Source organism: Sutcliffiella deserti (assembly GCF_020037475.1).
Taxonomy (GTDB): domain Bacteria; phylum Bacillota; class Bacilli; order Bacillales; family Bacillaceae_I; genus Sutcliffiella_A; species Sutcliffiella_A deserti.
In genome coordinates this window covers 588,990-614,570 of the sequence record NZ_JAIQDB010000002.1, presented here as the reverse complement: position 1 = coordinate 614,570, position 25,581 = coordinate 588,990, and the positions used below count along the sequence as shown (strand labels likewise).

The 25,581-nt window shown below is 39.2% G+C and carries 29 protein-coding genes; 11 read left to right on the top strand and 18 right to left on the bottom strand.

Annotation, left to right across the window (positions count from 1 at the left end; genetic code table 11):
- Positions 1–57 precede the first annotated feature (57 nt).
- From K9B36_RS08305 to K9B36_RS08285, 5 genes are all read right to left on the bottom strand, one after another.
- Entirely contained in the window at positions 58–690 is a 633-nt protein-coding gene (locus K9B36_RS08305) for a response regulator transcription factor (RefSeq protein ID WP_223701552.1), read from the bottom strand.
- Positions 683–1,726, bottom strand: coding sequence for a sensor histidine kinase (locus K9B36_RS08300; protein ID WP_223701551.1), 1,044 nt, complete (start codon positions 1,724–1,726; stop codon positions 683–685). The genes K9B36_RS08305 and K9B36_RS08300 overlap by 8 nt, the downstream gene beginning before the upstream one ends.
- On the bottom strand, positions 1,723–2,448 hold the full coding sequence (gene liaF, locus K9B36_RS08295) for a cell wall-active antibiotics response protein LiaF (protein WP_223701550.1): 726 nt from the start codon (positions 2,446–2,448) through the stop codon (positions 1,723–1,725). Before liaF ends, K9B36_RS08300 begins: the two co-directional genes overlap by 4 nt.
- A gap of 71 nt (positions 2,449–2,519) precedes the next feature.
- Entirely contained in the window at positions 2,520–3,170 is a 651-nt protein-coding gene (locus K9B36_RS08290; RefSeq protein ID WP_223701549.1) for a PspA/IM30 family protein, read from the bottom strand.
- 204 nt (positions 3,171–3,374) lie between these two features.
- Positions 3,375–3,725 carry a lmo0954 family membrane protein gene (locus tag K9B36_RS08285; RefSeq protein ID WP_223701548.1) on the bottom strand — a complete coding sequence of 117 codons (351 nt, stop codon included), beginning with the start codon at positions 3,723–3,725 and terminating at the stop codon, positions 3,375–3,377.
- A gap of 275 nt (positions 3,726–4,000) precedes the next feature.
- On the opposite strand from K9B36_RS08285, the gene K9B36_RS08280 reads away from it, so the two are divergent.
- Complete coding sequence (locus K9B36_RS08280; protein WP_223701547.1) at positions 4,001–4,969, top strand: S8 family peptidase; 969 nt, start codon at positions 4,001–4,003, stop codon at positions 4,967–4,969.
- A 40-nt stretch (positions 4,970–5,009) separates the two neighbouring features.
- Here the strand turns inward: K9B36_RS08280 and K9B36_RS08275 are convergent, their stop codons facing one another.
- The 10 genes from K9B36_RS08275 to K9B36_RS08230 all read right to left on the bottom strand — a co-directional run bounded on the left by K9B36_RS08275 (position 5,010) and on the right by K9B36_RS08230 (position 15,042).
- Positions 5,010–5,597 carry a DUF6944 family repetitive protein gene (locus K9B36_RS08275; protein ID WP_223701546.1) on the bottom strand — a complete coding sequence of 196 codons (588 nt, stop codon included), beginning with the start codon at positions 5,595–5,597 and terminating at the stop codon, positions 5,010–5,012.
- An 892-nt stretch (positions 5,598–6,489) separates the two neighbouring features.
- The gene (locus K9B36_RS08270) at positions 6,490–7,932 is read right to left on the bottom strand and encodes a DEAD/DEAH box helicase (RefSeq protein ID WP_223701545.1); all 1,443 of its coding nucleotides are present in this window, start codon (positions 7,930–7,932) and stop codon (positions 6,490–6,492) included.
- A 52-nt stretch (positions 7,933–7,984) separates the two neighbouring features.
- Positions 7,985–9,100, bottom strand: a complete 1,116-nt coding sequence (locus K9B36_RS08265; protein WP_399201574.1) for a metallophosphoesterase — start codon at positions 9,098–9,100, stop codon at positions 7,985–7,987.
- 216 nt (positions 9,101–9,316) lie between these two features.
- Positions 9,317–9,619 carry a DUF3817 domain-containing protein gene (locus K9B36_RS08260; protein WP_223701544.1) on the bottom strand — a complete coding sequence of 101 codons (303 nt, stop codon included), beginning with the start codon at positions 9,617–9,619 and terminating at the stop codon, positions 9,317–9,319.
- Between the two features lie 258 nt (positions 9,620–9,877).
- Positions 9,878–10,906 carry an alpha/beta fold hydrolase gene (locus tag K9B36_RS08255; RefSeq protein ID WP_223701543.1) on the bottom strand — a complete coding sequence of 343 codons (1,029 nt, stop codon included), beginning with the start codon at positions 10,904–10,906 and terminating at the stop codon, positions 9,878–9,880.
- Positions 10,903–11,364, bottom strand: a complete 462-nt coding sequence (locus K9B36_RS08250; protein ID WP_223701542.1) for a hypothetical protein — start codon at positions 11,362–11,364, stop codon at positions 10,903–10,905. The genes K9B36_RS08255 and K9B36_RS08250 overlap by 4 nt, the downstream gene beginning before the upstream one ends.
- A 23-nt stretch (positions 11,365–11,387) precedes the next feature.
- Positions 11,388–12,164, bottom strand: a complete 777-nt coding sequence (locus K9B36_RS08245) for an SDR family oxidoreductase (protein ID WP_223701541.1) — start codon at positions 12,162–12,164, stop codon at positions 11,388–11,390.
- Between the two features lie 1,463 nt (positions 12,165–13,627).
- Positions 13,628–13,825 (bottom strand): cold-shock protein, encoded by a 198-nt coding sequence (locus tag K9B36_RS08240; RefSeq protein WP_204420134.1) that lies wholly within the window; start codon positions 13,823–13,825, stop codon positions 13,628–13,630.
- Between the two features lie 434 nt (positions 13,826–14,259).
- On the bottom strand, positions 14,260–14,442 hold the full coding sequence (locus K9B36_RS08235; RefSeq protein ID WP_223701540.1) for a hypothetical protein: 183 nt from the start codon (positions 14,440–14,442) through the stop codon (positions 14,260–14,262).
- Between the two features lie 414 nt (positions 14,443–14,856).
- Positions 14,857–15,042 (bottom strand): H-type small acid-soluble spore protein, encoded by a 186-nt coding sequence (locus tag K9B36_RS08230; RefSeq protein ID WP_223701539.1) that lies wholly within the window; start codon positions 15,040–15,042, stop codon positions 14,857–14,859.
- A gap of 119 nt (positions 15,043–15,161) precedes the next feature.
- Here K9B36_RS08230 and K9B36_RS08225 point away from each other — a divergent pair, with 119 nt between their 5' ends.
- Positions 15,162–15,413, top strand: a complete 252-nt coding sequence (locus tag K9B36_RS08225) for an atypical membrane-integrating protein (Mistic protein) (RefSeq protein WP_223701538.1) — start codon at positions 15,162–15,164, stop codon at positions 15,411–15,413.
- Entirely contained in the window at positions 15,410–16,420 is a 1,011-nt protein-coding gene (locus K9B36_RS08220) for a potassium channel family protein (protein ID WP_223701537.1), read from the top strand. Before K9B36_RS08225 ends, K9B36_RS08220 begins: the two co-directional genes overlap by 4 nt.
- Before the next feature lie 43 nt (positions 16,421–16,463).
- Here K9B36_RS08220 and K9B36_RS08215 read toward each other — a convergent pair whose 3' ends face one another.
- The gene (locus tag K9B36_RS08215; RefSeq protein WP_223701536.1) at positions 16,464–16,871 is read right to left on the bottom strand and encodes a YugN-like family protein; all 408 of its coding nucleotides are present in this window, start codon (positions 16,869–16,871) and stop codon (positions 16,464–16,466) included.
- 181 nt (positions 16,872–17,052) lie between these two features.
- On the opposite strand from K9B36_RS08215, the gene K9B36_RS08210 reads away from it, so the two are divergent.
- Complete coding sequence (locus K9B36_RS08210) at positions 17,053–17,277, top strand: hypothetical protein (RefSeq protein ID WP_223701535.1); 225 nt, start codon at positions 17,053–17,055, stop codon at positions 17,275–17,277.
- 435 nt (positions 17,278–17,712) lie between these two features.
- Here K9B36_RS08210 and K9B36_RS08205 read toward each other — a convergent pair whose 3' ends face one another.
- Entirely contained in the window at positions 17,713–19,062 is a 1,350-nt protein-coding gene (locus tag K9B36_RS08205) for a glucose-6-phosphate isomerase (protein ID WP_223701534.1), read from the bottom strand.
- A gap of 186 nt (positions 19,063–19,248) precedes the next feature.
- On the bottom strand, positions 19,249–19,500 hold the full coding sequence (locus K9B36_RS08200) for a hypothetical protein (RefSeq protein ID WP_223701533.1): 252 nt from the start codon (positions 19,498–19,500) through the stop codon (positions 19,249–19,251).
- Positions 19,501–19,758: 258 nt separating this feature from the next.
- Here K9B36_RS08200 and K9B36_RS08195 point away from each other — a divergent pair, with 258 nt between their 5' ends.
- The 7 genes from K9B36_RS08195 to mnhG are packed head-to-tail and all read left to right on the top strand — an operon-like array spanning position 19,759 to position 25,533.
- Positions 19,759–22,167: a Na+/H+ antiporter subunit A gene (locus K9B36_RS08195; protein WP_223701532.1), complete on the top strand. Its 2,409-nt coding sequence runs from the start codon at positions 19,759–19,761 to the stop codon at positions 22,165–22,167.
- Positions 22,157–22,579, top strand: a complete 423-nt coding sequence (locus K9B36_RS08190) for a Na(+)/H(+) antiporter subunit B (protein WP_223701531.1) — start codon at positions 22,157–22,159, stop codon at positions 22,577–22,579. Before K9B36_RS08195 ends, K9B36_RS08190 begins: the two co-directional genes overlap by 11 nt.
- Positions 22,579–22,920: a Na(+)/H(+) antiporter subunit C gene (locus K9B36_RS08185; RefSeq protein WP_223701530.1), complete on the top strand. Its 342-nt coding sequence runs from the start codon at positions 22,579–22,581 to the stop codon at positions 22,918–22,920. Before K9B36_RS08190 ends, K9B36_RS08185 begins: the two co-directional genes overlap by 1 nt.
- The gene (locus K9B36_RS08180) at positions 22,913–24,394 is read left to right on the top strand and encodes a Na+/H+ antiporter subunit D (protein WP_223701529.1); all 1,482 of its coding nucleotides are present in this window, start codon (positions 22,913–22,915) and stop codon (positions 24,392–24,394) included. Before K9B36_RS08185 ends, K9B36_RS08180 begins: the two co-directional genes overlap by 8 nt.
- Positions 24,395–24,400: 6 nt before the next feature.
- Positions 24,401–24,883 carry a Na+/H+ antiporter subunit E gene (locus K9B36_RS08175; RefSeq protein WP_223701528.1) on the top strand — a complete coding sequence of 161 codons (483 nt, stop codon included), beginning with the start codon at positions 24,401–24,403 and terminating at the stop codon, positions 24,881–24,883.
- Complete coding sequence (locus K9B36_RS08170) at positions 24,876–25,178, top strand: Na(+)/H(+) antiporter subunit F1 (RefSeq protein WP_223701527.1); 303 nt, start codon at positions 24,876–24,878, stop codon at positions 25,176–25,178. The genes K9B36_RS08175 and K9B36_RS08170 overlap by 8 nt, the downstream gene beginning before the upstream one ends.
- Positions 25,162–25,533: a monovalent cation/H(+) antiporter subunit G gene (gene mnhG, locus K9B36_RS08165; protein WP_223701526.1), complete on the top strand. Its 372-nt coding sequence runs from the start codon at positions 25,162–25,164 to the stop codon at positions 25,531–25,533. The genes K9B36_RS08170 and mnhG overlap by 17 nt, the downstream gene beginning before the upstream one ends.
- Positions 25,534–25,581 lie beyond the last annotated feature (48 nt).

The window sequence follows — 25,581 nt, the reverse complement described above, 5'->3', positions numbered from 1 at the left end:
ACCATAGCGGTAAATAACAAGGAAAGCAACCTTGTTTTACTCCTTCTTATTCTACCCCTATTTTACTAAGGAATGTTTAAACGCATAAATAACAGCCTGAGTCCGGTCCTGCACTTGAAGCTTAGCAAGAATATTACTTACATGAACTTTAACGGTCTTTATTGCAATAAATAGTTCATCTGCTATTTCTTGATTTGCTTTTCCTTGCGTCATCAACAGTAGAATTTCCATTTCACGATTGGTTAATTCTTCATGTGGATGGTATTCATTTTTTTGACGCATTTTTTTCATCATTTTACCCGCCACTTCCGGCTCTAAAATCGATTGACCTTTAAATGTCGCACGGACGGCATTCGCAATATCACTCGCCTTTGATGTTTTAAGCATATAGCTTGTTGCACCTGCTTCAAGCGCGGGATACACTTTTTCATCATCCAAAAAACTTGTGACAATAATTATCTTTGCTTCCGGCCAAGACTCCATAATTTTTCTTGTTGCTTCTATACCGTCCATTTCTTTCATCACTAGATCCATCAGTATAATGTCAGGTCGGTGTTCTAACGCCAGTTCCACTCCTAATTTTCCATCATCAGCTTCCGCCACAACTTCAATATCAGGCTGAGCAGATAAGTAAGCAGTCACTCCTATTCTTACCATTTCATGATCATCAACAAAAAGAACTTTAATCATCCAACTCCTCCTTTATATCAATTTTAGGAATCTTCACTTCTAGTCTAGTTCCCTGGTTTTCCACACTGACTATTTTCAATGTCCCACCTATTTCAATGGCACGTTCGTACATATTTTGCAGTCCATACGCACCTGCTCGTTCCTTTTCTACGTCAAAGCCTTTTCCATCATCAAGTACCCGTAAGATAATTAAGTTGTCTCGTTGAATAAGTAACACTTCTACTGAGGAGGCTTTTGAATGGCGAAGCGTGTTAGAAAGAGATTCCTGAAGAATGCGAAAAAGATGATCCTCCACACCTTTGTCGATCGCAAACGGTTCTATTTTCCATGTTATGCTCATTGGTACCTTCTGCAAAAGTTCCAAGAGTAATTCCTCTGCCCCTTCCTGCAGTGTTTTACCTTTTAATGCAGCGGGTCTTAAATGAAGTAAAAGTGCTCTCATTTCTAGTTGTGACTGATGAATCATTTCTTCCACTAATTTTAATTGCTTTATTTCTTTATCTTCTGATGTTTTTGATTCCGTTATGGCAGACATAAGCATGGATGCTGCAAATAACTGCTGACTTACTGAATCATGTAATTCACGCGCCAACCGATTTCGTTCTTGAGAAACGATTTCCTGAATTCTACTTTCAAGGTCCACCGCCTTTTCATTGGCAAGCTTCTGAGATATTTTCATCTGTTCTTTCATTTGTATATGAATTTTCTTCATTTTCGTTTCTATCAAATTAACCTCTGGCACAGAACTTTGGGTTTCCCATTCAACCTGCTTCCCTTGCTCAATCTGATCTAGTCTGTTAGCTAGCAGTCCAAATTCTTTTTTCCAGGAAAGTCCGGAAAATAAACCGACAAACATGCCTAAGAAAAGACTTATAAAAAGGGCAAACAGGATAAAAGGCAAATCAAGCACACTAATATTCCATAGGTCAGACCACTCTCCTAATGGAAAGGAACCGAATGCTACAATCCCAAAAACGATAAAGCTTATTAGAGAAGTGAGTACACCTAAGAGAAGGTGTCGCTGTAGCATACTCATACTCGTTTCACCTCTAAGCTCCCCACCAGAACAGACGTGATGATTTTAACTTTTTGAAGAGACTGGTCATAATCTTCGGTCTGATAGTGCATCGTTTGATTCCAGTTCTGTGATTGTTCCTCTTCTAATATCACTGTAGATCCAAGTATTACAGAGTGTTGTATACATATATCCACTTCGTAGGGGACAAGAATCTGGATATTACCCACAATATTTCGAATCAAAATCACCGAATCCCCTTTTGGAAGAACGGTATAACTTAAATCAATAATCGTATCTCCCACTCCACACTGAATGTTCACGTCATCCCAAGTATAAGAATGTTCTGGAGTTCTTTGACTATCAACCAATTTATTTGTGAGCCACTTTTTTTCACGCTTATGAATTTTTTCTTTATCAAAAGAGTTTATTTCAGGTCTTATAAAAGATGGATTTTGTTTAGACCGAATAAACCATAAGAAAAAATAAACGATCATGGCTAATAGTAGAAAACGAAAGGTCATGGAACTTATAATAGTAAAAAAGATAGACAAAGCTCCTATTACAAATAGTACTTTACCTAGGAGCCAATTCCATTTTCTTTTCCCGAAATATAAAAGCACACTGGAAAAAAGAAGGAAAAAAACGAGCCCCGTATCGAAAAATAAAATCTCGAGGATGAAAATGAAAAATCCAGCTATAAGAATATAGCTCATTAAATCTGTTTTTTTTCTATTCAACATAGCTCTCCCTCCTTTTATTAGCATACAGTAGAAAAAAGGCGTATAGTACGCCCTTTTTAGAATATCAGGTATTAGGAAGAATGAGAATGTGTTTTCTCTTCATTTGGTAATTCTTTTTCTAATTGTGCAATCCGAGCATCAATAGTATTGCGGTGATAAGATGTGTTCACTCTTTGCTCTAGGTGGTCCAGATAGTTTTCCATCTCCTTCACTTTAGTGAAAGATTGGTCTGGATTCCCCGAGTCCATTACGTGATTTATACGGTGATTTGCACGAGCCATATTCTCTCTACCCATTAGTTCCATCCGCTTAATATACATATCCTTTACCTTATGTTTCATACTTTCGTACTTTTGCTCAAGAGAAGTTAGATCTCCTGAGACCTTTTCAATAGAAAGTTTGAGCTGACTTGCGCGTTCTTCATATTGATGGTGTTCCTTAGTTGCAAAATCGGACAGTTCCGATTCACCTGCTTGTGAAGCGATATCAGCTTGATATTTACGTTTGCTTGCTAGACTCTCTGCTTGATTGTATTCTCTCACAAATTCCTCTTTTAATAAGCTTTGACGCTCTACTAATTTTCGAACTTTTTCTACTTCTTTTTCACAATCACGTAAATATTGGTTAAGTAATGCTATTGGATTTTTCTGTTCCTTTTTATCTAATACCTCATGAAAGTCTGCTGAAATGGTATTCTTAATTCTCGTAAATAAGTTACTCATCTACTATCACTCCTTATTATTTTTGGTTTACTGTTAAACGCCGCTATTGATTTCCGCAAAAGGCTACGCGTTCCACGGGGCGGTGCTGGAGCCTCCTCGGCTGCGCCTGCGGGGTCTCCAGTCTACCGCTATCGCCCGTTGGAGTCTCCGCCTTTTGCTCCAATCATCGCTGGTAGAGTACTACTATCAACACTCATTTTTAACTTAGCCTTGATTTAAATTATTCCATTGCTTTTCGAAATTTGTAAATGGGTCTGCACTTTCTAATATGTCACTTTCTTCCTTCGTTTTGTTCCAGTTTTTCACTACTACATAAAGGATATACGCTGCAACCAATCCTAATACTGCTGGTACATTGGCGATGGAAAATGCGATTGCGATAAATCCTATAATTCCCCATAACACTTTATTTGCTGTTGAATCAGTTTTCATAAACGCCTTCACTGCGTAATAGGAAACCACTAGACTCACGGCCAACCCAAGTAGTGGACCGATATTTGCAAGTAGGACGAAGAATGCAACCACACCCACCAAAAGTAATCCGAATTTTTTCATATCATGTTCCTCCTTTCTTTCATGTCTTTATCTTACCTGCGTCTGAGATTTTCTATAATGAGCTTAAGCTATATTTTGAAATAAGACCTGGGGCTTATAGGTGGTACGCCTATAACTCAATTTAGTGGCAAATAGTCAGTTTGCAGGGGGGGGTACTTAGTAGATATGGCACTTGCTTTTTATTCGAATGATTTGGTAGAATTTTCAGTAAGTTTAATCTTCTTTCCTTTCACTAGTTTCTTATTAATAGTAAAAATTAATTAGGAGGCGTTTTGATGGAAAAGTTACTACATTTGATTCCGTATAGATTGGACAACCAATTGTACGAGGCCAAGCAAGTACCGGAGGGTGTGGATATCATTCAGGCCCCTACATTATGGAACAAAGGTTTTACAGGGGAGAATATCGTCATTGCAGTGATTGATACCGGATGCGACGCGGAACATCCTGACTTAAAAGGAAGAGTCATTTCAGGTCACAATTTCACTGATGATGATAGCGGAGATCCCGATGTGTTTACAGATTATAATGGTCATGGGACACATGTTGCTGGAACAATAGCAGCTACCAATGCAGAGTCAGGTGTGATCGGGGTTGCACCGAACGCACAACTACTCATCCTGAAGGCTCTCGCAGGAAAAGAAGGATCTGGAGCTTATGAGTGGGTCGTAAATGCTATTCAGTATGCAATTTCTCAAAAAGTTGATGTAATATCGATGTCACTCGGTGGTCCAATAGACGTCCCTGAATTGCACGATGCTATAAAACTAGCAATTAAAAACCAAATACTTGTAGTTTGTGCAGCAGGCAATGAAGGAGATGGAGATCACTCCACTGATGAGTTTTCCTATCCAGCAGCGTATACAGAAGTAATAGCTGTTGGAGCGGTAAACCTTCAACGCAAATCATCATATTTTACAAACTCCAATAATGAATTGGATGTTGTAGCACCTGGTGAAAAGATTATATCTACTATCCCTGGTGGAAAGTATGCTGTTTTTAGCGGAACCTCTATGTCTGCACCTCACGTAGCTGGAGCACTTGCATTAATAAAAAATCAAGCAGAACAGGAATTTGAACGAAAACTCTCCGAACCTGAAATTTATGCACAACTAGTAAAAAGAACTATTCCTCTTGGATACCCTAAAAGCCTAGAAGGAAATGGGCTTGTTTACTTAAACGCACCTGAACTATTGGCGGAATATATAAGACAGAAGAACATGGAAGAATCGATTGGTGTGTGATCTACAAATGAAAAGAACCCTAAAGGAGTCTGGCACCCCTTTAGGATTCTTTTCTTCCTTTAACTTGCTTCTTGGTTTCTGCCACAGCCAAAATAATTGCCCCTGCAGCCTGAATCCAGCTTCCTTTAGTAATGATTAAGTCAGCACGTTCGCTTTTTAAAGGGTCTTCTCGTCCTATTACCATTTCCAATTTCATTCTATCCCCTATTGCCTGCAAGGAGTTACCGATGGCTTGCAGCATATTACCATTAAACGAAACGTAGGAGTCCATGGAAAAACGTTCTTCTAACAAGTCACCTAGCGAGATGACAGCACCTAATGCCTGCAACAAATTTCCACTAATGAATAATCTAAGACTTTGTTCTTCTTCCTTCGTTATAATTAGACCAATGATCACCGTAATGTTGCCGAGTGCTTGAATTTCATTCCCCAATTTTGCGTAAGAATATGGCTCTTGTCCTTCTGCCTCCAGACCATTACCAGTGGCTTGCAAGACATTTCCTATAAAACTCAGATTTTCTTCCAAGAACTTTAATTTTGTAAAGGAGGGGGTACTACCTAAGGCAGCAAGCACTGTTCCTAAAGCTTGTGTCCATGAACCTAAAAGTATTTTATTTTGTTGTACCATACTATATCTGCCTGCCTTAATTGATCGAATTCATCGTTCTTATTAATAGCATATGACAGTGGATAGCTTACTCCACAGATTTCAGCAATGTTTCAAGAAATGGAAAAATAATATTAACATCAACTTTGTACTCTTCGTTAGCGCCCACATAAATTGCAAAATGTAGATGAATTCCCTGTTCCTTTCCGTTTCAGGTGCTCGCTTTCCGCGGGGCGGTGCGGGAGCCTCCTCGGCTTTGCCTGCGGGGTCTCCCGTCTACCGCTATCGCCCGCAGGAGTCGAGCACCTTCCACTCCAATCCACAGGGTGGGGTACTTTATAGCTGAGGACTTTTTTTCTTCATTAATAGGGTCCGTTGCTTATACAAAACTTTTTAGCTTCAATAAAAATATGCCAATCATATAGCTAATTTTATTACTATTAATCTTGAGTAAGCAAGACAGATAGTAAAAGCCAATGGGTGTATCAAATTAAGCAAAATATAGTAGAAAAACCGAATGAGGTTGGGCCAAAAGTTTTTAGTCTAAGGAAAACCCGAACTATACTCTTAAATTCTAGGATTCAAAAGGATAGTTCGGGTTTCTTATTGGTTCAAGTGTACGTATAGTTTTAAAATTGTTCCAGCGGTTGATTGGAGTGACAGACGAAGACTCCTCCGGGAAGAGTAGCTTATGTGAGACCCCGCAGGCACAGCCGAGGAGGCTCACGGGCTACCCGCGGAAAGCGAAGTCTGGCACGGAAATCAAACGCGTAATTTAAAGACACTACAAAAATTGTTCGTTTTTTTTAGTTGTGTTTTTTAGTTTGGTCCCAGCCTTAGTTCTTATATACAAAAAGGTGTGAACTCGAATCTTTACAGTCATAAATGAACCTGTAATTATTCGACTGCCCTCCTACTTCTTAGCTTCATGCACCTTCAAGAGCTTGCCCTTAATAGTAGTATCCTTCATTGCTTTTAATACAAGAGGACCTTTTCCGTTTAATATTTCAACATACGAGACATTTTCTTGTATCGTAATAATGCCTATATCATCAGCTGTTACACCCTTTAACTTAGCAATCGTTCCAACAAAGTCCACCGCTCTAATCTTCTTTTTCTTTCCTCCATTAAAATAGAGTTTCATGATATCACGATCTAATACAGCACTTTTTGCTTCCTTTAAAGTAGGACGAACGTTCAATTTTTCTTCAAATCCAGCTAAGCTAAGAGACACTTCTTCTCGTGTTGGGGCATCTTTTCTAGAAATTTCAAATCCAATATAAGACTCTATCTCCTCGAGGAACTTTTCCTCATATGGAGTAAGGAAGGTAATTGCTTTTCCACTTTTCCCTGCTCTACCAGTTCTTCCAGTACGATGTACATAGCTTTCTTTTTCCATTGGGATATCATAGTTGATTACAAGCGAAATGTTATCAATATCAATTCCTCTGGCCGCTACATCTGTGGCAACTAAATAACGGAATTTCCCTCTCTTAAATTCATTCATAACAGCAAAACGGTCTTCTTGGTACATCCCCCCATGCAGCTTATCGCAAGGATAACCTGAGCTATTTAGCTCTCTGAAAACATTATCGACATTTTCCTGCGTTCTGCAAAAAATAATACAACTGTCAGGGTTCTCCACTGTGGTAACAGCTTTAAGGAGGTTGAATTTTTCATTTTCCATTACTGTTACTATCTCATGAGTAATTTTATCTGTGGTCATTCCTGCAGCCTTAATTTCGATATGAACGGGATTTTTCATGTATTTTTTAGAAAGATGGTCTACATCATTTGGTAAAGTAGCAGAGAAAAGCATCGTGACTCTATTGATAGGCAACTCTTGGATGATTGCCTCAACCTGATCAATAAACCCCATGTTTAGCATCTCATCTGCTTCATCTATGACCAAGTACTTTAGTCGTTCAACATCAAGTGTTCCTTTTTCAATATGATCCAACACTCTTCCAGGGGTACCAACGACAATATGAGATTTTTGCTTTAACTCCTGCTTCTGCCTCTCAAAGGGCTGTTTTCCATAGATAGCCGTCGCCTTCACTCGCTTAAATCGACCTATATTCGTGATATCCTCTTTCACTTGGGCAGCGAGCTCCCTTGTTGGCGTCAGGACAAGGGCTTGAGGTTTATTTTCTTCCCACTCAACCATCTCACATAGTGGTATACCGAAAGAGGCCGTTTTACCGCTTCCTGTTTGTGATTTAACTACAAGATCTTTCTTTTGCAGGGCAGGTGGAATAACTGCTGCTTGTACTTCCGTAGGTGTCGTATAGCTCAGTTTCTCGAGTGCTTTTACTATATTTCCACTTAAATCATATGTCTCAAAACCTTTTTTCATTTTCAAACCTCATTTTTTTGGATTATCATTATGTTTTGCTAACCTTTATTGATTATACTTTTGGTTCTGTAAATTTCACGGTTATTTCCAGAACCTCTGAACGGCTTCCAATTCTTATAGGAGGACCCCAAAAGCCAAATCCGGAAGAAACGACAGCATGTAAGTTGTTTTTTTGGAGATAACCCCAATCTAATTCAAATATTTTTCCTGTAATAAAGTGATTTGGTGCCATTTGGCCACGGTGAGTGTGTCCAGAGAAAAGGAGGTCAATTCCGCTCCTTTCCGCTTCTTTAAGCTCTGCTGGCTGATGGTCCATAGCAATAATCGGGAGATTCCGGTCCAAATTTTCTACTAACTCACTAAAGGACTTTCTTCTAGAGTCTGTTTTATCTTTTCTTCCGACCAAATAGAAGCTATCATCTATGGTTATAACTTCATCCATTAGTATGCGAATATCCAGCTTTTTCATTTCTTCCAAAAATGCAGGAATTTCTTTGCCATAATACTCATGATTTCCTAGTACACCATATACCCCTAATGGTGCTTGAAGCTGCTTCAAAACTTCCCCCATTTCCTTTTTCACAAATTGTTTTGGATCATCATCAATTATGTCACCAGGGAACAGAATAAGATCGGGTTTAATCCCGTTCACGGTTTTCACTAATCGAGACACATGGGCTTTGCCTGATAGTTGTCCAAAATGCATGTCAGAGGCAACCGCAATTCGAAGCTCCGGTATCGGATGCTTTTTTGAAATTTCAACTTTATAGTGTCGGATGACAGGTATATATGCATTAAACGTTCCGTAAAGGAGTAAAAACAAGAATACAAACAATGTGATAGTGCCAGTCCAAATTACTGCAATATCAGACGGGATCGTGAACCATTGAAGTAACAGAACGGTTGCATTAGCGATAGGAAAAAATAGTAGCCCATACTGAACGAAAGCAAACCAGTAGGAACCTATGACAGATAACAGACTAAACTTCAAGAGCCTTCCTAAAATATAGGAGTATGAGAGCAAGGCAAAGATAAGGATATAGATAAGAGGATTGTTCCATCCGAATACAGCGCGTAACCATACCCAGACATTCCAGCCAAGATAGAGCATGAATATGTTAAAAATAGAAAAGATAGCGATTATAGATAAAATAGAACGTAATTTCAATTTTTCAACTCCCTTTAAAACTAGTAAGCTCGCTTCGTAAAGATTTTCGCTTATAGTACAAATAAATTAGCCGTTGTACTTTTCAGTGCCATATTCACAACTAATCCAGTTTAACTTTTTACAATACTACTTGAAACAAACTATTGTTTATTATAATCCATCCTTCTTCCGGGAGAAAATTTAAAGCACAAAAAAAACTGACCTACATCAATAGAGTCAGTTCACTAGGGACGATTTTTTTATATAAGAATCTAATATAATATTTCCAAAAGGAATAAACGCGACAATGACAGCACTAGCAGGCCAAATTAGTGACCATCTTATTTTATAAGTCATATAGGCAATAAAGAAAAGATATACAACAAAAAGAAATCCATGCAATGCACCTACTACACTTACCGCTTCGGGAATATCCAACCAATACTTCATAGGCATTGCGATAAACAATAATACCAGTAAAGATCCTCCTTCAAGCAGTCCCATGATACGAAATCTATTAATTATAGGTGTATGATTCACATTCATTCCTCCAATTCATTAAGCAGAACAATTCCAACATAGCCTTATTATAAGCGATTTGAATACAAAAAAACATGGCAATCCTGTGAAACCTAAAAAAGAAGAGAGCCACTTATGATGGTCTCTCCGCTCATTACTTCATGTTCCTAAAAAAATGCTTGAACACTGAAGCTCCAATCCCCATATAGTCTGTATGGGGATCAATCATTTTATTATATTCCATATATAAATACATCTAATCATCCCTCCCTCGCTTACTTATTTAGGATCAGACCGAATCGGTAACCATTCTGTTAAATAATCTGGCAGCTTCCCATTTTTCACTGTTGTACCTGTGTGGCCACCTTGCAAAGTTTCCACTTTTTTATCTAGACTAGAAACGGCACCCATTATAGGAAGACTCTGTTCTTTTGGAACTAAGCGATCATTTTCCGTGACGACTACCAAGAGGTTGGAAGAAATATTAGCAAGATTTACTTTTTTATTTCTTATTTTTAAGTTGCCCTTTATTAATTTGTTTTCAATTACCAGATCATTTGTTAACTGTTGGGCTGTTTTTCCTGTCAGTGGGATATGGCCCTTTGTCCAAGTATTAAATCTAAGCCATTTGTCAACATAAACAGGATCATCAGCCCTTAATAGTAAAGAAAGATAGGGACTGTAATAGATTGGCGAAGTTATCATCCTCATTCCTGCCTCTACGCCCGATGCCGGTAGAATCCCAATTTCTTTACTATAGTTATCAAGAGATACCTCTCCTTCTTTGAATGCCTTAATCCATTTATCAAAAAAAGGAATGCTACTGAAATCAATTGGTGTGACAATAAGGATTATGTTTTTAATAGGTTCATTGGCAATTGCCCCGTAAATTGCTGCAAATGTTCCACCAAGACAGTAGCCGATCAGCGTTACCTCTTTAGCGCCGGAATGCTTTAATGCATGTTGTACACCTTTTTGGATATAATCTAAAATGTAATCGTCTATCGATATATCTTGGTCCTCCAATCCTGGAACACCAAAATCCAGCAAATAGACATCATATCCTTCCTTAACAAAAGCTTCAATGGTACTCCCTCCGTGCATCAGATCTAAAATAAAGGGACGATTTACTAGAGAATAAACGAGGAATAGAGGTACGTTGTATTTTTTTTGAGGAGAAGGATAGTACCAGAGCGTTGCTTTATTTTTTTTCCAGATTGCTTGTCTAGTTGTTACCCCATCACTATAGGGAAGCTTATTATAATCAACCATTGTTTGTTTCCATTCTGAAAGTCTTTTTCTTCTCAAAGGTGTAACCACCTCTCCAGTTGCATTACTTTTGACTCCTCGCCAGGTGTCCTTGATAATACAACACTACCTTCTTTTGTCTGTAATCTAGAAGATGGAATCCCCTGTTTTTTGTTGTCGGAAAGGGTATTCACTTTCTTGTTTAGGTGTTCTATTTTTCGAGATACTGTATTAAGTTGAACTTCTAAGCTATCTATCTTTTCTTCAATTTGAATCATAAGTCTTGCTAGATTTGCTACATCGTTTTTGGTGGGGAAATTATATTGCAGCGACAGGCGTTCCACATCTTCTTTTACACTATGCATCCTTTTTGCAAGCAGATCACTTCCTATCCCTGCATAACGAGCAATATCCTCTGAATTTAATTGGTTTTGAATGAGGGCATTTAATTGCTGCTCCAACTCAAAGCCTTTCTTTTTAAGTTCATCCATATTAACAGCACGATTTTTTCTTGCCATACGGTTCTTTACTCCTTTCTTATTTATATTAAAGCGGTCATCCCACCATCTATGACAAGAACATGTCCTAAACAATAATCAGATGCATGGGATGCTAAAAATACAGCAGCTCCTTTTAAATCATAATCATTCCCGAATCGCTGCGCAGGAATTTGGCTTTGAAGTGAGGGTGCTGATTTTTCAAGAACACCTTTTGTAATCTTGGTTGGAAACATGCCTGGTGCAATCGCATTTACTTGAATATTATGGGAAGCTAGTTTCACTGCCAAGTCCTTTGTAAAAGTAATAACCCCACCCTTACTTGTGTTGTAAGCAATCGTATCCATCAACTTAGGGTCCGTTCCACCAAATCCTGTAACAGAAGCGATATTAATAATCTTCCCACTGCCTTGCTTCACCATTACTCTCGCAACTGCTTGACTAAATAAGAAAACCGCCTTTAAATTTACATTCATCACCTTATCCCATTTATCCGCTGGCAGATCCAAGGTTGGCGCCATCCAAGAAGTGCCGCTATTATTTACTAAAATATCAATCGCACCAAATTTCCTAAGCGTGGTTTCTACTACATTTTGAATGTCCTCTGCTTTCGTTACATCACAAGAAAGCGCAATCGACTGAACCCCCTTCTCCTTCAGCTGCTCGCTAACCTGCATACACGAATTTAAATCCCTTGAACAAACCACTACATTTGCACCGGCTTCTGCTAGCGCATGAGCAATCTGCGCACCAAGTCCTTTTCCTCCTCCAGTAACAATTGCCGTTTTATTCTCCAAAGAAAAAATCTCTCTAATATCCATTAACCGGCCTCCTTTTACTAGTACTTCTCACAAGCATACTCACCCAAACTCTAGTAAACGAGCCATACTTGTTAGAGACTTCTATATATTATAGATAAACCTCAATAGAGTTGTGTATAAAATGATGATAACGCCGCCGCATATTTTTCAAGAGAAAGTAGATTCCCTTAAAACCCAAAACCCCAAATTACCAAAACATCTTTCACAAACCCCACCAAACCACCAACCACCATCCAAGCCAAAGCGCCCCTAGCGCTTCGCTATCCCTCACCCAAAAATAAAACCCGAAAACCCCAAATTACCAAAACACCTTTCAACAAACCCCTACAAACCACCAACCACCATCCAAGCCAAAGCGCCCCTAGCGCTTCGCTATCCCTCACCCAAAAATAAAAACCGAAAACCCCAAATTACCAAAACACCTTTCAACAAACCCCTTCAAACCACCAACCCCCTTCCAAGCCAAAGCGCCCCAAGCGCTTCGCTTACCCCCACCAAACTTATCCCGCCCTCCAAAACCAAACTTCCTCCCACCAACCAACTCCTAAACTACCCTCACTCACAACCCCACCGCTGCCTGGGGTCCGACCCTCAACCCGCCTAAACCTAAACACCACCCGCTCCTATCCCCAAACTCAACCAGTACACCGCCAACCCCGCGAGGGTCAGACGCCGGTCTTAAGCCTACACCCCCTACCCAAAATGCAGGGGACCCACCCCTCAAAACCACACCCAAAATCCCCGACCCCCCCTCCACAAACCCCACCAAACCACCCCCCCATCCAAGCCAAAGCGCCCCTAGCGCTTCGCTAACCCTCACCAAACTTATCCCGCCCTCCCAAACCAAACTTCCTCCCACCAAAAAACCCTAAACCACCCTAACTCACAACCCCACCGCTGCCTGGGGTCTGACCCTCAACCCACCTAAACCTAAACACCACCCGCTCCTATCTCCAAACCCAACCAAAACACCACAACCCCCGCGAGGGTCAGACGCCGGTCTTGAGCCTACATCCCCCTAACCAAAATGCAAGATTCACCCCTCAAAACCACATCCAAAATCCACAACCACCCCTCCACAAACCCCACCAAACCACCAACCACCATCCAAGCCAAAGCGCCCCAAGCGCTTCGCTAACCCTCACCAAACTTATCCCCCCCCTCCCAATCCAAACTTCCTCCCACCAACAAAATCCTAAACTCCCCTAACTCAAAACCCCACCGCTGCCTGGGGTCTGACCCTCAACCCGCCTAAACCTAAACACCACCCGCTCCTATCTCCAAACCCAACTAAAACACCACTAACCCCGCGAGGGTCAGACGCCGGTCTTAAGCCTCCATTCCCCTAACCAAAATGCAGGGTCTTAAGCCTCCACCCCCCACCAAAATGCAAGAACCATCACCACAAAAAACCACAAAAAAAAAAGGCCCCCATAAATGGGAGCCTTCTCTCGTCAAAACTATTACTTTTGAACGTTAGTTGCTTGTGGTCCACGAGCACCTTGTTCGATTTCGAAAGATACAGTTTGACCTTCTTCTAAAGATTTGAAACCTTCGCCTTGAATAGCAGAGAAATGTACGAATACATCGTCTTGTCCTTCTACTTCGATGAAACCGAAACCTTTTTCAGCGTTGAACCATTTTACTTTACCTTGTAACATAATATGTTTCCTCCTACAGTGGATAAATCCACAATTGTATTACCATTCTTGCTCTGCATAATCTTTCAAGACGAAAAACTTTGATGTAAATTTCTTCTATCAGCGTTACCGAACAAAAACAATTAACTTAATCATAGCGGTTTTCCCCTAAAAAATCAAGTGTTATTTAGATTTGCTCGTTTCTTCAATCGATTTCAAAACAATTGCTGCTGGAAAGATAAATTACCGAATGCTGAAATTCATTAGAAAGATTATGCAGCAAAAAAAGCTACAAGTATGGTGAATTTCAATAGTATTTTACCCAACCTAAGTGATTTTATAAACGCATTTCTTTAAAGTAAACAACACCTAAATAACTATCTTATATAGAACAAAAAGGTCACCTTAACGATAGAACTAACTCAGTTTCCACAATGCACAGTTTCTAAGATTTACTATATTTTAAAATCCACGCTATTGTAGCCAAAGTGCTCTAAAAACTCGTTAAACGCTTCTATTTTCCCTAATAAAACTTCATGCTCTATTTCTCCCGGGTTTACCTGCTCCATTTTTTCACGATACTCTTTTGTTATCGTGGTAACATAGGAAATTACGGCAGTTTCATTAAAAGAAGTCATCAAATTCACCTCATTTTTATTAACTTATTTAACGGAGTGCTCTACTCTAACCTAGTTTAGTCTTTTACAATGCACCAAGTTAAAAGAAGAGCTATATAAAAAATACCCTTTTCTATTTCTAGCAAACGTACTCTAGCACATTCAATGGTACGGAAGAAACCATTAGACTGAATAGCGGCCTCGGATTGCACCAGGTTGCTACTCAAAACAGCCAGAAACCTTTTAATCAACGGCTCTGTTAAAGTTGAGTGTTGATAATAACGCTATTCCAGCAATGATTGGAGTAAAAGGCGGAGGCTCCAGCACCGCCCCGTGGAACGCGTAGCCTTTAGCGGAAATCAACAGCGGCGTTTACCATAGGCTAATCAATAAAAAAAGACTCACATCTTAAGCGAGCCTTCTTTAAAGTACTTTTTATTCTCCTACTTCTTCTAAATCATGTATCCCTACCGTAGTTCTTTCTTCTCCAGGCCCCTTCAGGTGAACAGTTGCCATTTTGCCATCTTCACTTAAAGAATCTATCCATACTTTTGTTCCTTGAAAGGTTACATCTATCGTAGCGGATGACGACAGTATTTGCCTTACACGTCTTTCTTCCATCTATAATCAACTCCTGCTTAATAGTATCTGTCCTATTTTTGCTTTTTTTCCATCTAATTATGCCTAGTAAAGTTTAATCTTCTCCTTAATATGTCAACAATAGGATAGAGGTGACCGAAATGAAATTAAAACCTAATGAGAAAGATGCCTTAAGTGCAGCAATCGATCAGATGAATGAAAGCTTAGACCAATTTATTGAATTTTATAATGAATCAGAAGAAGATAAAGCAATTATTGAATTTGATGATGAAGTCATACAGTTAATTTTAGCCGGAAAAGAACGGTTTGGAGAAGAGGCGCTTACCAAAAAGATTAACTCTTTGATAAAGGAGGTTCTGTCCTTCCTTCCTCAAGTGGATGATGAAACATGAAAACGATGAAAAGCAGAACTTCATTTCTCTTCACATTTATTCATTGGCCAGTTATTGCTAGAATTTTATGTATAATTTTTCTTATAAATTTATCTTTTGGAATGATTATTCATTTTATTGAACCTACTGAATTTCCCACCATCTTTGATGGAGTTTGGTGGGCTATCGTAACAACCGCAACGCTTGGTTATGGCGATTATGTACCGGTCACCGTAACAGGTAGGTCGCTCGGCATCTTATTAATATTTTTTGGTACTGGATTTGTAACTACCTATTTTGTTGCACTCGCAGCAACCGCAATCTCTACACAAAACGCTTATTTGGAGGGCAAAGTGGATTATAAAGGTGAAGGACATATCATAATAGTTGGCTGGAATGAACGGGTTAGAGAATCGCTAATGCACATAAAAGCTTTGATAAGCAAGCCTATATCCATTGTCTTAATCGATCAATCCCTCGAGCACAATCCGTTGCACGACCAAAATGTTCATTTTATCAAAGGCAACCCTATTTATGACCAGATTTTGCAAAAAGCGAACATACGGGATGCAGCACTTGTAGTTGTTACTTCCGATCAAAGCAAAGATGAAGTTCAGGCGGACATGAACACTATCTTAACCTTGTTGGCTGTAAAAGGATTAAACCCTGATGTATATACACTTGTGGAAATCTTAACCTCCACTCAAGTGCAAAACGCCAAGCGGGCAGGTGCAGATGAAATTATCCAGACAAATATGCTTTCAAGCTATGTTATGTACAACAGCATGGTTTCCCACGGAATGGCCAATACCCTTTTGCAAATGCTCGATCAACTAAAGGGAAGCAAACTAAAATATTTGATTGTAGAGGAACTCTATATTGGCAACACATTTGAATCAGTAAGCAACAAATTGTTGCAAGACAAGATACTGCTCCTTGGGATAAAAAGAAAAGGGGACACAATGATTAACCCCCCTCTCTATACATTGGTACAGGCTGATGATGAATTTCTTGTTATAAAAGATTAACACTGCTTTCGCATAATTTGCTACTTTTGCGAAATTCAGCTGATTAATCTGCAGCCAATACAGATTCTAATTCTTTCACAAGGGAGTGACCTAGATCCATGTACTCAGGTGGAAAAGAAGCATCTGCATCTACCGGCTCTGAAAATTGATTGAACGAAGCTGTTCTATTCCATACATGAACGTTATCGTCTACACCAATCTGATATTTATGTGACAGCAGGAATGGCCGACCGATACTTACGGTGGTCCCTTGTGAATCAAGCTGACCATCTACTGCTTGAAAAGGAATTCTTAAAAATTGATAGCCAACTTTATCATCGATTTTATAATCAAAATACCCATGGTCATAATCCCAGTTGCCACCTATCGAATACCCCAATGGCTTTAATTCTTGTTCTAATTTGTATAAATGAAATTCTGTACCTTCTAGCTTAGAAGGAATCGGAATCATGGAAACCCCTCCTTTTGAAGGTAGGGTTCCCTAATAAAAAAGTTGTCATGCACAAAGAAATTTTACATTGCTTCTCCTGGTTAGGTACAATGCCCATTTTTCGAAAAATGCGAGTTATGTAAAGCAATGAAGGTCATTCACCCATATACTATGGTGAAAAATCACTTTAGGAGTGTGTGAAATGAATTCATATAGACAACAAGTACCTTATGGCACAGAAGATCAGAGATTTTTACTACCTGGCTTATTATTAGCTGGAGGCTTGTATGGTGGAGGCTTTGGCTTTGGCTACGGGCGGCCGGGCTGGGGCTATGGACGCCCAGGATGGGGTTACGGCAGACCAGGCTTTGGATATGGTTATGGTCGTCCTAGATGGGGCTACGGGCGCCCGGGATGGTACCGTTAAAGAATTGAATGGTTTATGTAAATGCCAACACCCACGATAATTTTAGCTGTTGTGCTCTTTATGGGTATATACTAAAAGCAACTATTTATTTTGATGAATTTGCGGGCAAAAGGAACATTTTTTTAGAAGCTTTTCAGGCAGCTTCGTCCAATCTGTAGATAAAAGGGGTTAGGAATGGACTATTCCTAACCCCTTTTGGTTTTGGGAGGTCCGGTGGTCTCAAAGGGGAGGAAAGGGACCATCGGCTTGCTGTTTTGAGTGTGCCGATGGTCTCAATGAGAGTGAATGGAACCATCAGCTTGTGGTTTTGAGCTGGCCGGTGCTCTAAAAAGATCGAATTCACAAAAAAACTGTAGACAATCTCAATCATTCTCGAGTTTGCCTACAGTATGTATGTTAGAAACTGTTTTTCAGGCAGCTTCTTTTTCATTAAGTTTATTTAAGACGTTCTTCTAATTTCGCCTTAACTTCCTCATAACCAGGCTTACCTAATAAAGCGAACATATTCACTTTATATGCTTCTACACCTGGTTGATCAAACGGATTAACACCTAGTAGGTAACCGCTCATTGCACATGCTTTTTCGAAAAAGTATACAAGATAACCGAATGTGTATGCATCCATTGCCGGAATGTTGACGACAAGATTTGGCACCCCACCGTCAGTATGCGCAAGCATCGTACCTTCGTAAGCTTTTGTGTTGACGAAATCAACTGTTTTACCAGCTAGATAATTTAAACCATCCAAGTCAGAAGCCTCTTCTTCTACAGTAAGTTCATGTCGAGGATTTTCCACCTTAATAATGGTTTCAAAAAGATCCCGGCGACCTTCTTGCACATATTGTCCCATCGAATGTAAGTCGGTAGAGAAGTTAGCAGATGCAGGGAAAATACCTTTTTGGTCTTTTCCTTCACTTTCGCCAAACAACTGCTTCCACCATTCAGAGAAGTATTGAAGCCCTGGCTCGTAGTTGATTAGCATTTCAATTGTCTTACCTTTATTGTAGAGAACATTGCGGACTGCTGCATATTGATATGCTGGGTTCTCTTCTAATTCTGAATTAGAAAAATCACGGCTAGCATCTGCTGCTCCCTTCATCATTGCTTCAATATCAGCACCTGATACCGCGATAGGAAGTAATCCTACAGCAGTTAATACAGAATAACGTCCTCCAACATCATCCGGAATGATAAAAGATTCGTATCCTTCTTCCATCGCAAGTGTCTTTAATGCACCGCGCTCTTTATCTGTTGTCGCATAGATCCGTTTGCGCGCTTCCTCTTTCCCGTATTTTTCTTCTAAAATTTTTCGGAAGATACGGAATGCTAAGGCCGGTTCTGTTGTCGTTCCAGATTTAGAAATAACATTAATGGAGAAATCTTTTTCCTCAATTAAGTCCATCAGATCTTTCATGTACGTAGAGCTGATGTTATTTCCAACAAAAATGAGTTGTGGTGCTTTACGTTGTTCTTTCGTTAGAGCATTGTAAAAAGAGTGGTTTAGCATTTCTAACGCTGCACGTGCACCGAGATAGGAACCACCAATTCCTACAACTAATAGAACATCTGAATCTTGTCTAATTTTCTCTGCGCTTTTTACCACTCGGGTAAATTCTTCTTTATCATATTCCGTTGGGAGATCGATCCATCCAAGATAGTCGTTACCTGCACCAGTTTTCTCATGAAGAGAATGATGCGCTACTTTTACCGCATCTCTTAAGTATGTAATTTCATGTTCGCCGAAAAAAGATAATGCTTTTGTATAATCGAAGCGAATATGTGTCATTGTTTTTACCTCCAAAACCATATTTGCCATGCTAATTTTCACTTTACAGAATTACACAAAATAATTCAAGGATGGTCATCTCATGAAAGCGGATACACATAAAATAAATATCATTTTTGCTTATCTCCATAGAAAAACGGCTATACGATGAGTATAACCGCTTCTTTTTGAAGCACTACCGCTTTACTATGTTGGCTCTACCTCTTGCTCTTCATCTTTCACCACTACTACTCGAATGTATTCACGCGGCTTAAATGGTTGAAAGGACTGAAAGCTTCCCTGGTTGTCCAAATGATTGGTGCCGATTAACATAATCTGCGAATCGGTACTGTTCACCCGGTCGTCAAAATCACTTTTTTGCTCTGCATTAAACCACCATGCACCAGCAAATAATGTGGAGAATATGGAAAGAGCAACAGTTGCTTTAGTCTTCATCATTTCTACCACCACCCTAAGTATAGAATGGCTAATTAACGCTTATTTTATGCAATGTAAAAAAAGAATTTTCGGTTCTTTATTCCTAGTTTCTTTTTATTTAATACATAGAGAAAAATCTGACCATACTAAGAATCGGCAAGGATGCATGGGTTTTTAATTTAGTATATAATTTGACTTAGTAATTTTTCTTTAGAAATAATTTCTCTCAGTTACTATAATTTGAGAGGCTTGAAGAAAGAAATAGAGGAGGTTTGTGTCTTGTCACTGATTCATTTAGTGATTTTATCGCCTTTGCTTTTGGCGATATTTGTGCCATTACTGCACAAATATTTTAAGAGCATACATACTGGTTGGTTTGTTCTAATTTTGCCACTCGTTTTGTTTGTATATTTTCTAAGCTATTTAGGTACATCTATGAGCGGCAACACATATTTAAGCACAATGAACTGGATTCCTTCTATGGGAATAAATTTCAGCGTGTATGTCGATGGGCTTGGTCTATTATTTGCACTTCTGATAACCGGAATTGGTTCGCTGGTTGTCTTGTATTCCATTTATTATTTGTCTAAAGAAAAAGAAGCATTAAATACTTTTTATGTGTATTTGTTAATGTTTATGGGAGCAATGCTGGGGGTCGTTTTATCAGACAACCTAATTGTACTCTACTCTTTCTGGGAGTTAACAAGTATTTCATCGTTTCTTTTGATCAGCTATTGGTATCATCGGGAAAAATCTCGCTATGGTGCTTTAAAATCGATGCTGATTACCGTATTCGGTGGACTGGCAATGCTTGCTGGAATCATCCTGCTTTACAACATGACAGGAACATTTAGTGTTCGTGAGACAATTGCGAATGTTGATCTTGTCACAGGGCATGAATTATTTGTACCAGCGCTTATTCTCTTCCTTTTAGGTGCTTTTACAAAGTCTGCGCAATTTCCATTTCACATTTGGTTACCAGATGCAATGGAAGCTCCAACACCTGTCAGTGCGTACTTACACTCCGCAACGATGGTAAAGGCAGGTATTTACCTTGTCGCTAGAATGAGTCCTGTTTTTGCCGGTGCTCCAGAGTGGTTCTGGCTTATATCCGTTTTCGGAATAATAACGTTATTCTGGGGATCTTTTTCTGCAGTAAAGCAGACGGATTTAAAATCAATCCTGGCGTTTTCTACGATAAGTCAGCTTGGCTTAATTATGACTCTACTTGGTGTGGGAAGTGCGGCAGTATACTATGACTATCTTTCTCCAAACGTTTATACTGTTGCAACACTTGCTGCTGTATTTCATTTGATCAATCATGCTACCTTTAAAGGCAGTCTTTTCATGGTTGTTGGTATTGTTGATCATGAAACAGGAACAAGGGACATTCGCAAGCTTGGGGGCTTAATGAATTTAATGCCAATAACCTTTACCCTTGCAATAATCGGATGTTTCTCAATGGCCGGTTTACCACCATTCAACGGTTTCTTAAGTAAGGAAATGTTCTTCACAGGGATGCTCCGCGCAACCGAAATAGGAGTATGGAACATGGATACGCTTGGATGGTTATTTCCTGTATTAGCATGGGTCGCTAGTATTTTCACCTTTATCTACAGCATGGTTATTGTATTTAAGACCTTTACAGGAAAACTTCAGCCTGAGAAATTGGACAAAAAGCCACATGAAGCTCCAATGGGGATGTTAATTCCTCCTATTGTGCTAGCTTCCTTAGTTATCATTTTCGGTTTTTTCCCAAATACTCTTAAAGGGATCATTTTTCCAACATTACATTCCATCTTCCCGGGCAACTTTACAGTCGAAGAAGTAGATATCTACTTTTGGCATGGATGGACACCAGAGTTATTCATGACAATCGGTGTAATCGGGTTTGGAACGTTCTTATATTTAACGTTAGCCAAATGGGGCAAGATTTACAATTGGTTCCCGCAACGCCTTACGCTTAATAAGCTTTATGACGGCGGATTAGTTGGGCTTGAAAGAGGGTCATTCGCATTCACCAAATTCTACATGACCGGGTATATTCGTAATTACCTTGTGATGATATTTGGATTTATGGCAATACTTCTTGCCATTCTACTTACACGGAATGGAGCGTTTAATTTTAACCTCGATAATACGACACCTGTAGGAGTATATGAAGTAGTACTTTCTTTAATAATGGTGATTTCCGCTATTACCATTTTATTTACTACTTCTCGCTTGTCAGCAATTATTGCACTCGGTGTTGTAGGATATTCGATGGCCTTGTTCTTTGTCTTATTCAGGGCTCCAGACTTGGCATTAACACAATTAATCGTGGAAACTGTTTCGGTTGCCCTATTCTTATTATGTTTCTATCACCTGCCAGACCTATCCAAAGAGGTAAGTCGTTTGAAATTCCGTCTAACAAACTTTATCATTTCAGTTAGTGTAGGTTTAGTTGTCATTTTAATTGGTTTATCTGTAAATAGCTCTCGTTTATTCGAGTCAATCTCAAGCTATTTTGAAGTGGCTTCCTATGAAGAGGCTGGCGGTAAAAACATGGTAAATGTTATTTTAGTTGATTTCCGTGGACTTGATACCCTTTTTGAGATTGCAGTATTAACCATTGCTGCATTCGGAATTTTTGCGATGATTAAACTCCGTCTAGCAGACAAGAAGGGAGAAGTGAACGATGAAGGTTAATGATTTAATTCTACAAACTGTCACAACATTATTAGCTTTTATCATCATCATTTTCTCTATATATCTCTTCTTTGCTGGACATTATACTCCTGGCGGGGGGTTTATCGGAGGGCTTATGACATCAGCAGCTTTAGTGCTGTTGCTGCTCGCTTTTGATCAAAAGACAATGAACAAGGTGTTTCCTTTTAACTTTTTAACTGTCGCTGCTAGTGGATTATTAATATCTACTTTAACTGGAGTCGGTTCGTTCTTTTTTGACGTTCCATTTCTAACTCATACATTTGATTATGTGGAGCTTCCGATATTAGGAGAAACAGCACTTGCCTCCACCTTGATTTTTGATTTAGGAGTTTATTTAGTTGTTGTCGGTATCGCGATGACCATTATTCAAACGATAGGAGAGAGTGAATAATGGAAATAGTTATAATTATTGTAGCAGGCATTTTAATAGCAACTGCCACTTACTTAATGTTATCTAAAAGTATTTTACGTATTGTAATCGGCACAGGATTATTAGCACATGGTGCCCACATATTACTCTTAGCTATGGGAGGCTTGAAGCGTGGTGCTGCACCACTTCTAGGTCAGCAGGCTGATGCATATGCTGACCCGTTGCCTCAAGCTTTAATCTTGACCGCAATTGTTATCAGCTTCGGTGTGACATCCTTCTTTCTAGTGCTTGCATACCGGGCCTATCAAGAACTGAAAACAGACGATATGGATAAATTAAGGGGAAATGAAAATCATGAATAATTTAGTGATCTTACCCATCCTAATCCCACTGATTACAGCTACGATTCTTTTGCTTATACCAAAAAGAATCATGCTGCAAAAGGTAATTAGTGTGGTTGCGTTATCTCTTACAACCATCGCCTCTATCGTTCTTGTCCATACTGTTTTTAATAACGGAATACAAACACTGGAATTAGGGAGCTGGCGTCCACCATTTGGGATTGTGCTAGTTGCGGATATGTTTTCTTCCCTATTAGTTCTAACAGGTGTCATCGTTAGTTTTATGTGTATTTTGTTTGCATTCCGCTCTATTGGAAAAGAACGCGAGCGATATTATTACTATGCCTTCACGCAGTTTTTAATAACAGGTGTGATGGGTGCTTTCTTAACTGGAGACATGTTTAATCTTTTCGTATTCTTTGAGGTTATGCTTATGGCCTCTTATGCACTAATCGTTCTTGGAGGAACTCGACTTCAACTTCGAGAATCCTTAAAGTATGTTTTAGTTAATGTTATATCATCCGCTCTCTTTGTAATCGCACTAGCTTACCTTTACGGGGTTGTTGGTACATTAAATATGGCGGATGTATCAAGCAGAGTAGCGGAATCTGGTCAAACAGGTTTGCTAACTGTGATAGCCATTCTGTTTTTGATTGTTTTTGGATTAAAGGGCGGTATCTTTCCTTTATTCTTCTGGCTGCCGGGTTCTTATAAAGCCCCACCTTATGCTATTACCGCTTTATTTGGGGCTTTATTAACAAAGGTTGGTGTTTATGCTATCTACCGAACCTTTACACTCATTTTCTATCATGAACCACAAATTACCCATCAGATTATTGGAATATTAGCTGGAATCACGATTCTGATTGGTGCGATTGGTGCCATTGCTTATAAAGATGTAAAAAAGATACTGATCTATAATATTGTTACTGCTGTTGGGGTCATCGTTTATGGAGTAGCTATTGCAACCGAAACAGGTTATGCAGGGGGGATCTATTACCTTGTGCACGATATGGTGATTAAAGGTGCATTATTCCTACTTGCAGGTGCCATGTTTGCCATCACCGGTACAAACAAAATTCAGCAAATGGGCGGATTAATCAAGCGCCACCCTCTGCTTGGATGGATGTTCTTTGTCGCTTCAATAGCGTTAGCTGGGATCCCGCCATTAAGCGGATTTGTTGGAAAAGTATTATTAGTACAAGGTGGATTGGAAGCAGAACATTATGTATTTGTTGGTGTCATGCTATTCTCTAGCTTACTTGTCCTCTACTCTGTAATGAAGATCTTTATGAATTGCTTCTTCAAAGCAGAAGTACTCTCTGAAAAAGAAGAAAAAGGATCAACAAAAGGGCTAGTATACCCAGCTGTCATCTTACTTGCTATTTCTGCATTCCTTGGTTTAGGTGCAGAAGTTATCTACCCATATGTCTGGCAGGCAGCAGAAACACTAATGGATCCGTCCATTTATATCCAAGCAGTATTAAAGGAGTAGTTTCTAATGGCTTTTCAAATTCTTATTAATATCATTATTGCGGCTACCTGGATGTTTTTAAAAAATGAGTGGAGTTTCCCTTCATTCTTTGTAGGTTACTTTTGGGGCCTTGTTATCATTTTTGCTATGAGGCGATTTATTCCTGGCCGCTTTTACTTTGAACGAATTATGGCAGCAGCCAAATTACTGTTTCTTTTCTTAAGAGAGCTTTTACTGGCTAATGTTCAGGTTATTCGTGATATCCTTCGACCAAAGCTGAAAATTGAACCGGGGATATTCGCAATGCCAACTGAATTAAAGAGCGAGTGGGAAATCACCTTACTTTCTCTGCTCATAAGTCTCACACCTGGAACTCTTGTAATGGATATCTCGGATGATAATAAAACGTTATATATTCATGCAATGAATATTCCCGATGTAGATCAAGCAATTTCAGAGATAAAGAATACCTTTGAAAAAGCCATTTTGGAGGTGACAAGAAATGTTTGAGTTTGAGAATGCATTAGAGGCACTTCTAACTGTCAGTTTGCTTATCTTATCCATTTCTTCCTTAGGGCTTGTTTACCGTGTCATAAAAGGACCTTCTATCCCGGATAGAGTCATGGCTTTAGACTCTATCGGAATAAACTTAATCGCTATTACTGCCATTATTTCGATTATGCTGAAAACAGATGCGTTTTTAGAGGTAATTCTTCTTATCGGAGTTATTGCTTTTGTTGGAACTGTTGCATTTTCTAAGTTTTTACAGAAGGGGGAGATAATCGAATATGACAGAAACAATTAGTATTTTTATTGGTATTATCGTCTTGTTGGGTTCTCTTCTCAGCCTTGTAACAACTATTGGATTACTTCGGTTACCTGATGTCTACTGCCGAAGTCATGCTGCATCAAAAAGTGCCACACTTGGTGTCTTGTTTGTGCTAATCGCAACTCTTCTCTACTTTTGGGTTGCAGACAACTATTTTAGCGCTCGACTTGTGCTTGGAATTGTCTTTGTGTTCATCACAGCTCCTGTAGCAGGTCATTTAATAACTAGAGCTGCTTATTATACAGACGTACCTTTATGGGAAAAATCGATTCAGGATGATTTAAAAACAAAAGAAAAACCGAGAACAGTAAAAGAAATGAAAAACAGCTAATGGCTTACCTGCCCTTAGCTGTTTTTTCAAATTTTTATCGCGCTGTTT

Bases quoted from the DNA above. Each gene is read 5' to 3' on its own strand.
- K9B36_RS08280 (WP_223701547.1), top strand. From the start codon at position 4,001: ATGGAAAAGTTACTACATTTGATTCCGTATAGATTGGACAACCAATTG.
- K9B36_RS08300 (WP_223701551.1), bottom strand. From the start codon at position 1,726: ATGAGTATGCTACAGCGACACCTTCTCTTAGGTGTACTCACTTCTCTA.
- K9B36_RS08240 (WP_204420134.1), bottom strand. From the start codon at position 13,825: ATGTTACAAGGTAAAGTAAAATGGTTCAACGCTGAAAAAGGTTTCGGT.
- K9B36_RS08200 (WP_223701533.1), bottom strand. From the start codon at position 19,500: ATGATGAAGACTAAAGCAACTGTTGCTCTTTCCATATTCTCCACATTA.
- K9B36_RS08305 (WP_223701552.1), bottom strand. From the start codon at position 690: ATGATTAAAGTTCTTTTTGTTGATGATCATGAAATGGTAAGAATAGGA.
- mnhG (WP_223701526.1), top strand. From the start codon at position 25,162: ATGACAGAAACAATTAGTATTTTTATTGGTATTATCGTCTTGTTGGGT.
- K9B36_RS08205 (WP_223701534.1), bottom strand. From the start codon at position 19,062: ATGACACATATTCGCTTCGATTATACAAAAGCATTATCTTTTTTCGGC.
- K9B36_RS08175 (WP_223701528.1), top strand. From the start codon at position 24,401: ATGGCTTTTCAAATTCTTATTAATATCATTATTGCGGCTACCTGGATG.
- K9B36_RS08185 (WP_223701530.1), top strand. From the start codon at position 22,579: ATGGAAATAGTTATAATTATTGTAGCAGGCATTTTAATAGCAACTGCC.
- K9B36_RS08290 (WP_223701549.1), bottom strand. From the start codon at position 3,170: ATGAGTAACTTATTTACGAGAATTAAGAATACCATTTCAGCAGACTTT.
- K9B36_RS08220 (WP_223701537.1), top strand. From the start codon at position 15,410: ATGAAAACGATGAAAAGCAGAACTTCATTTCTCTTCACATTTATTCAT.
- K9B36_RS08170 (WP_223701527.1), top strand. From the start codon at position 24,876: ATGTTTGAGTTTGAGAATGCATTAGAGGCACTTCTAACTGTCAGTTTG.
- K9B36_RS08215 (WP_223701536.1), bottom strand. From the start codon at position 16,871: ATGATTCCGATTCCTTCTAAGCTAGAAGGTACAGAATTTCATTTATAC.
- K9B36_RS08210 (WP_223701535.1), top strand. From the start codon at position 17,053: ATGAATTCATATAGACAACAAGTACCTTATGGCACAGAAGATCAGAGA.
- K9B36_RS08250 (WP_223701542.1), bottom strand. From the start codon at position 11,364: ATGGCAAGAAAAAATCGTGCTGTTAATATGGATGAACTTAAAAAGAAA.
- K9B36_RS08180 (WP_223701529.1), top strand. From the start codon at position 22,913: ATGAATAATTTAGTGATCTTACCCATCCTAATCCCACTGATTACAGCT.
- K9B36_RS08235 (WP_223701540.1), bottom strand. From the start codon at position 14,442: ATGACTTCTTTTAATGAAACTGCCGTAATTTCCTATGTTACCACGATA.
- K9B36_RS08190 (WP_223701531.1), top strand. From the start codon at position 22,157: ATGAAGGTTAATGATTTAATTCTACAAACTGTCACAACATTATTAGCT.
- K9B36_RS08225 (WP_223701538.1), top strand. From the start codon at position 15,162: ATGAAATTAAAACCTAATGAGAAAGATGCCTTAAGTGCAGCAATCGAT.
- liaF (WP_223701550.1), bottom strand. From the start codon at position 2,448: ATGTTGAATAGAAAAAAAACAGATTTAATGAGCTATATTCTTATAGCT.
- K9B36_RS08230 (WP_223701539.1), bottom strand. From the start codon at position 15,042: ATGGAAGAAAGACGTGTAAGGCAAATACTGTCGTCATCCGCTACGATA.
- K9B36_RS08275 (WP_223701546.1), bottom strand. From the start codon at position 5,597: ATGGTACAACAAAATAAAATACTTTTAGGTTCATGGACACAAGCTTTA.
- K9B36_RS08285 (WP_223701548.1), bottom strand. From the start codon at position 3,725: ATGAAAAAATTCGGATTACTTTTGGTGGGTGTGGTTGCATTCTTCGTC.
- K9B36_RS08245 (WP_223701541.1), bottom strand. From the start codon at position 12,164: ATGGATATTAGAGAGATTTTTTCTTTGGAGAATAAAACGGCAATTGTT.
- K9B36_RS08270 (WP_223701545.1), bottom strand. From the start codon at position 7,932: ATGAAAAAAGGTTTTGAGACATATGATTTAAGTGGAAATATAGTAAAA.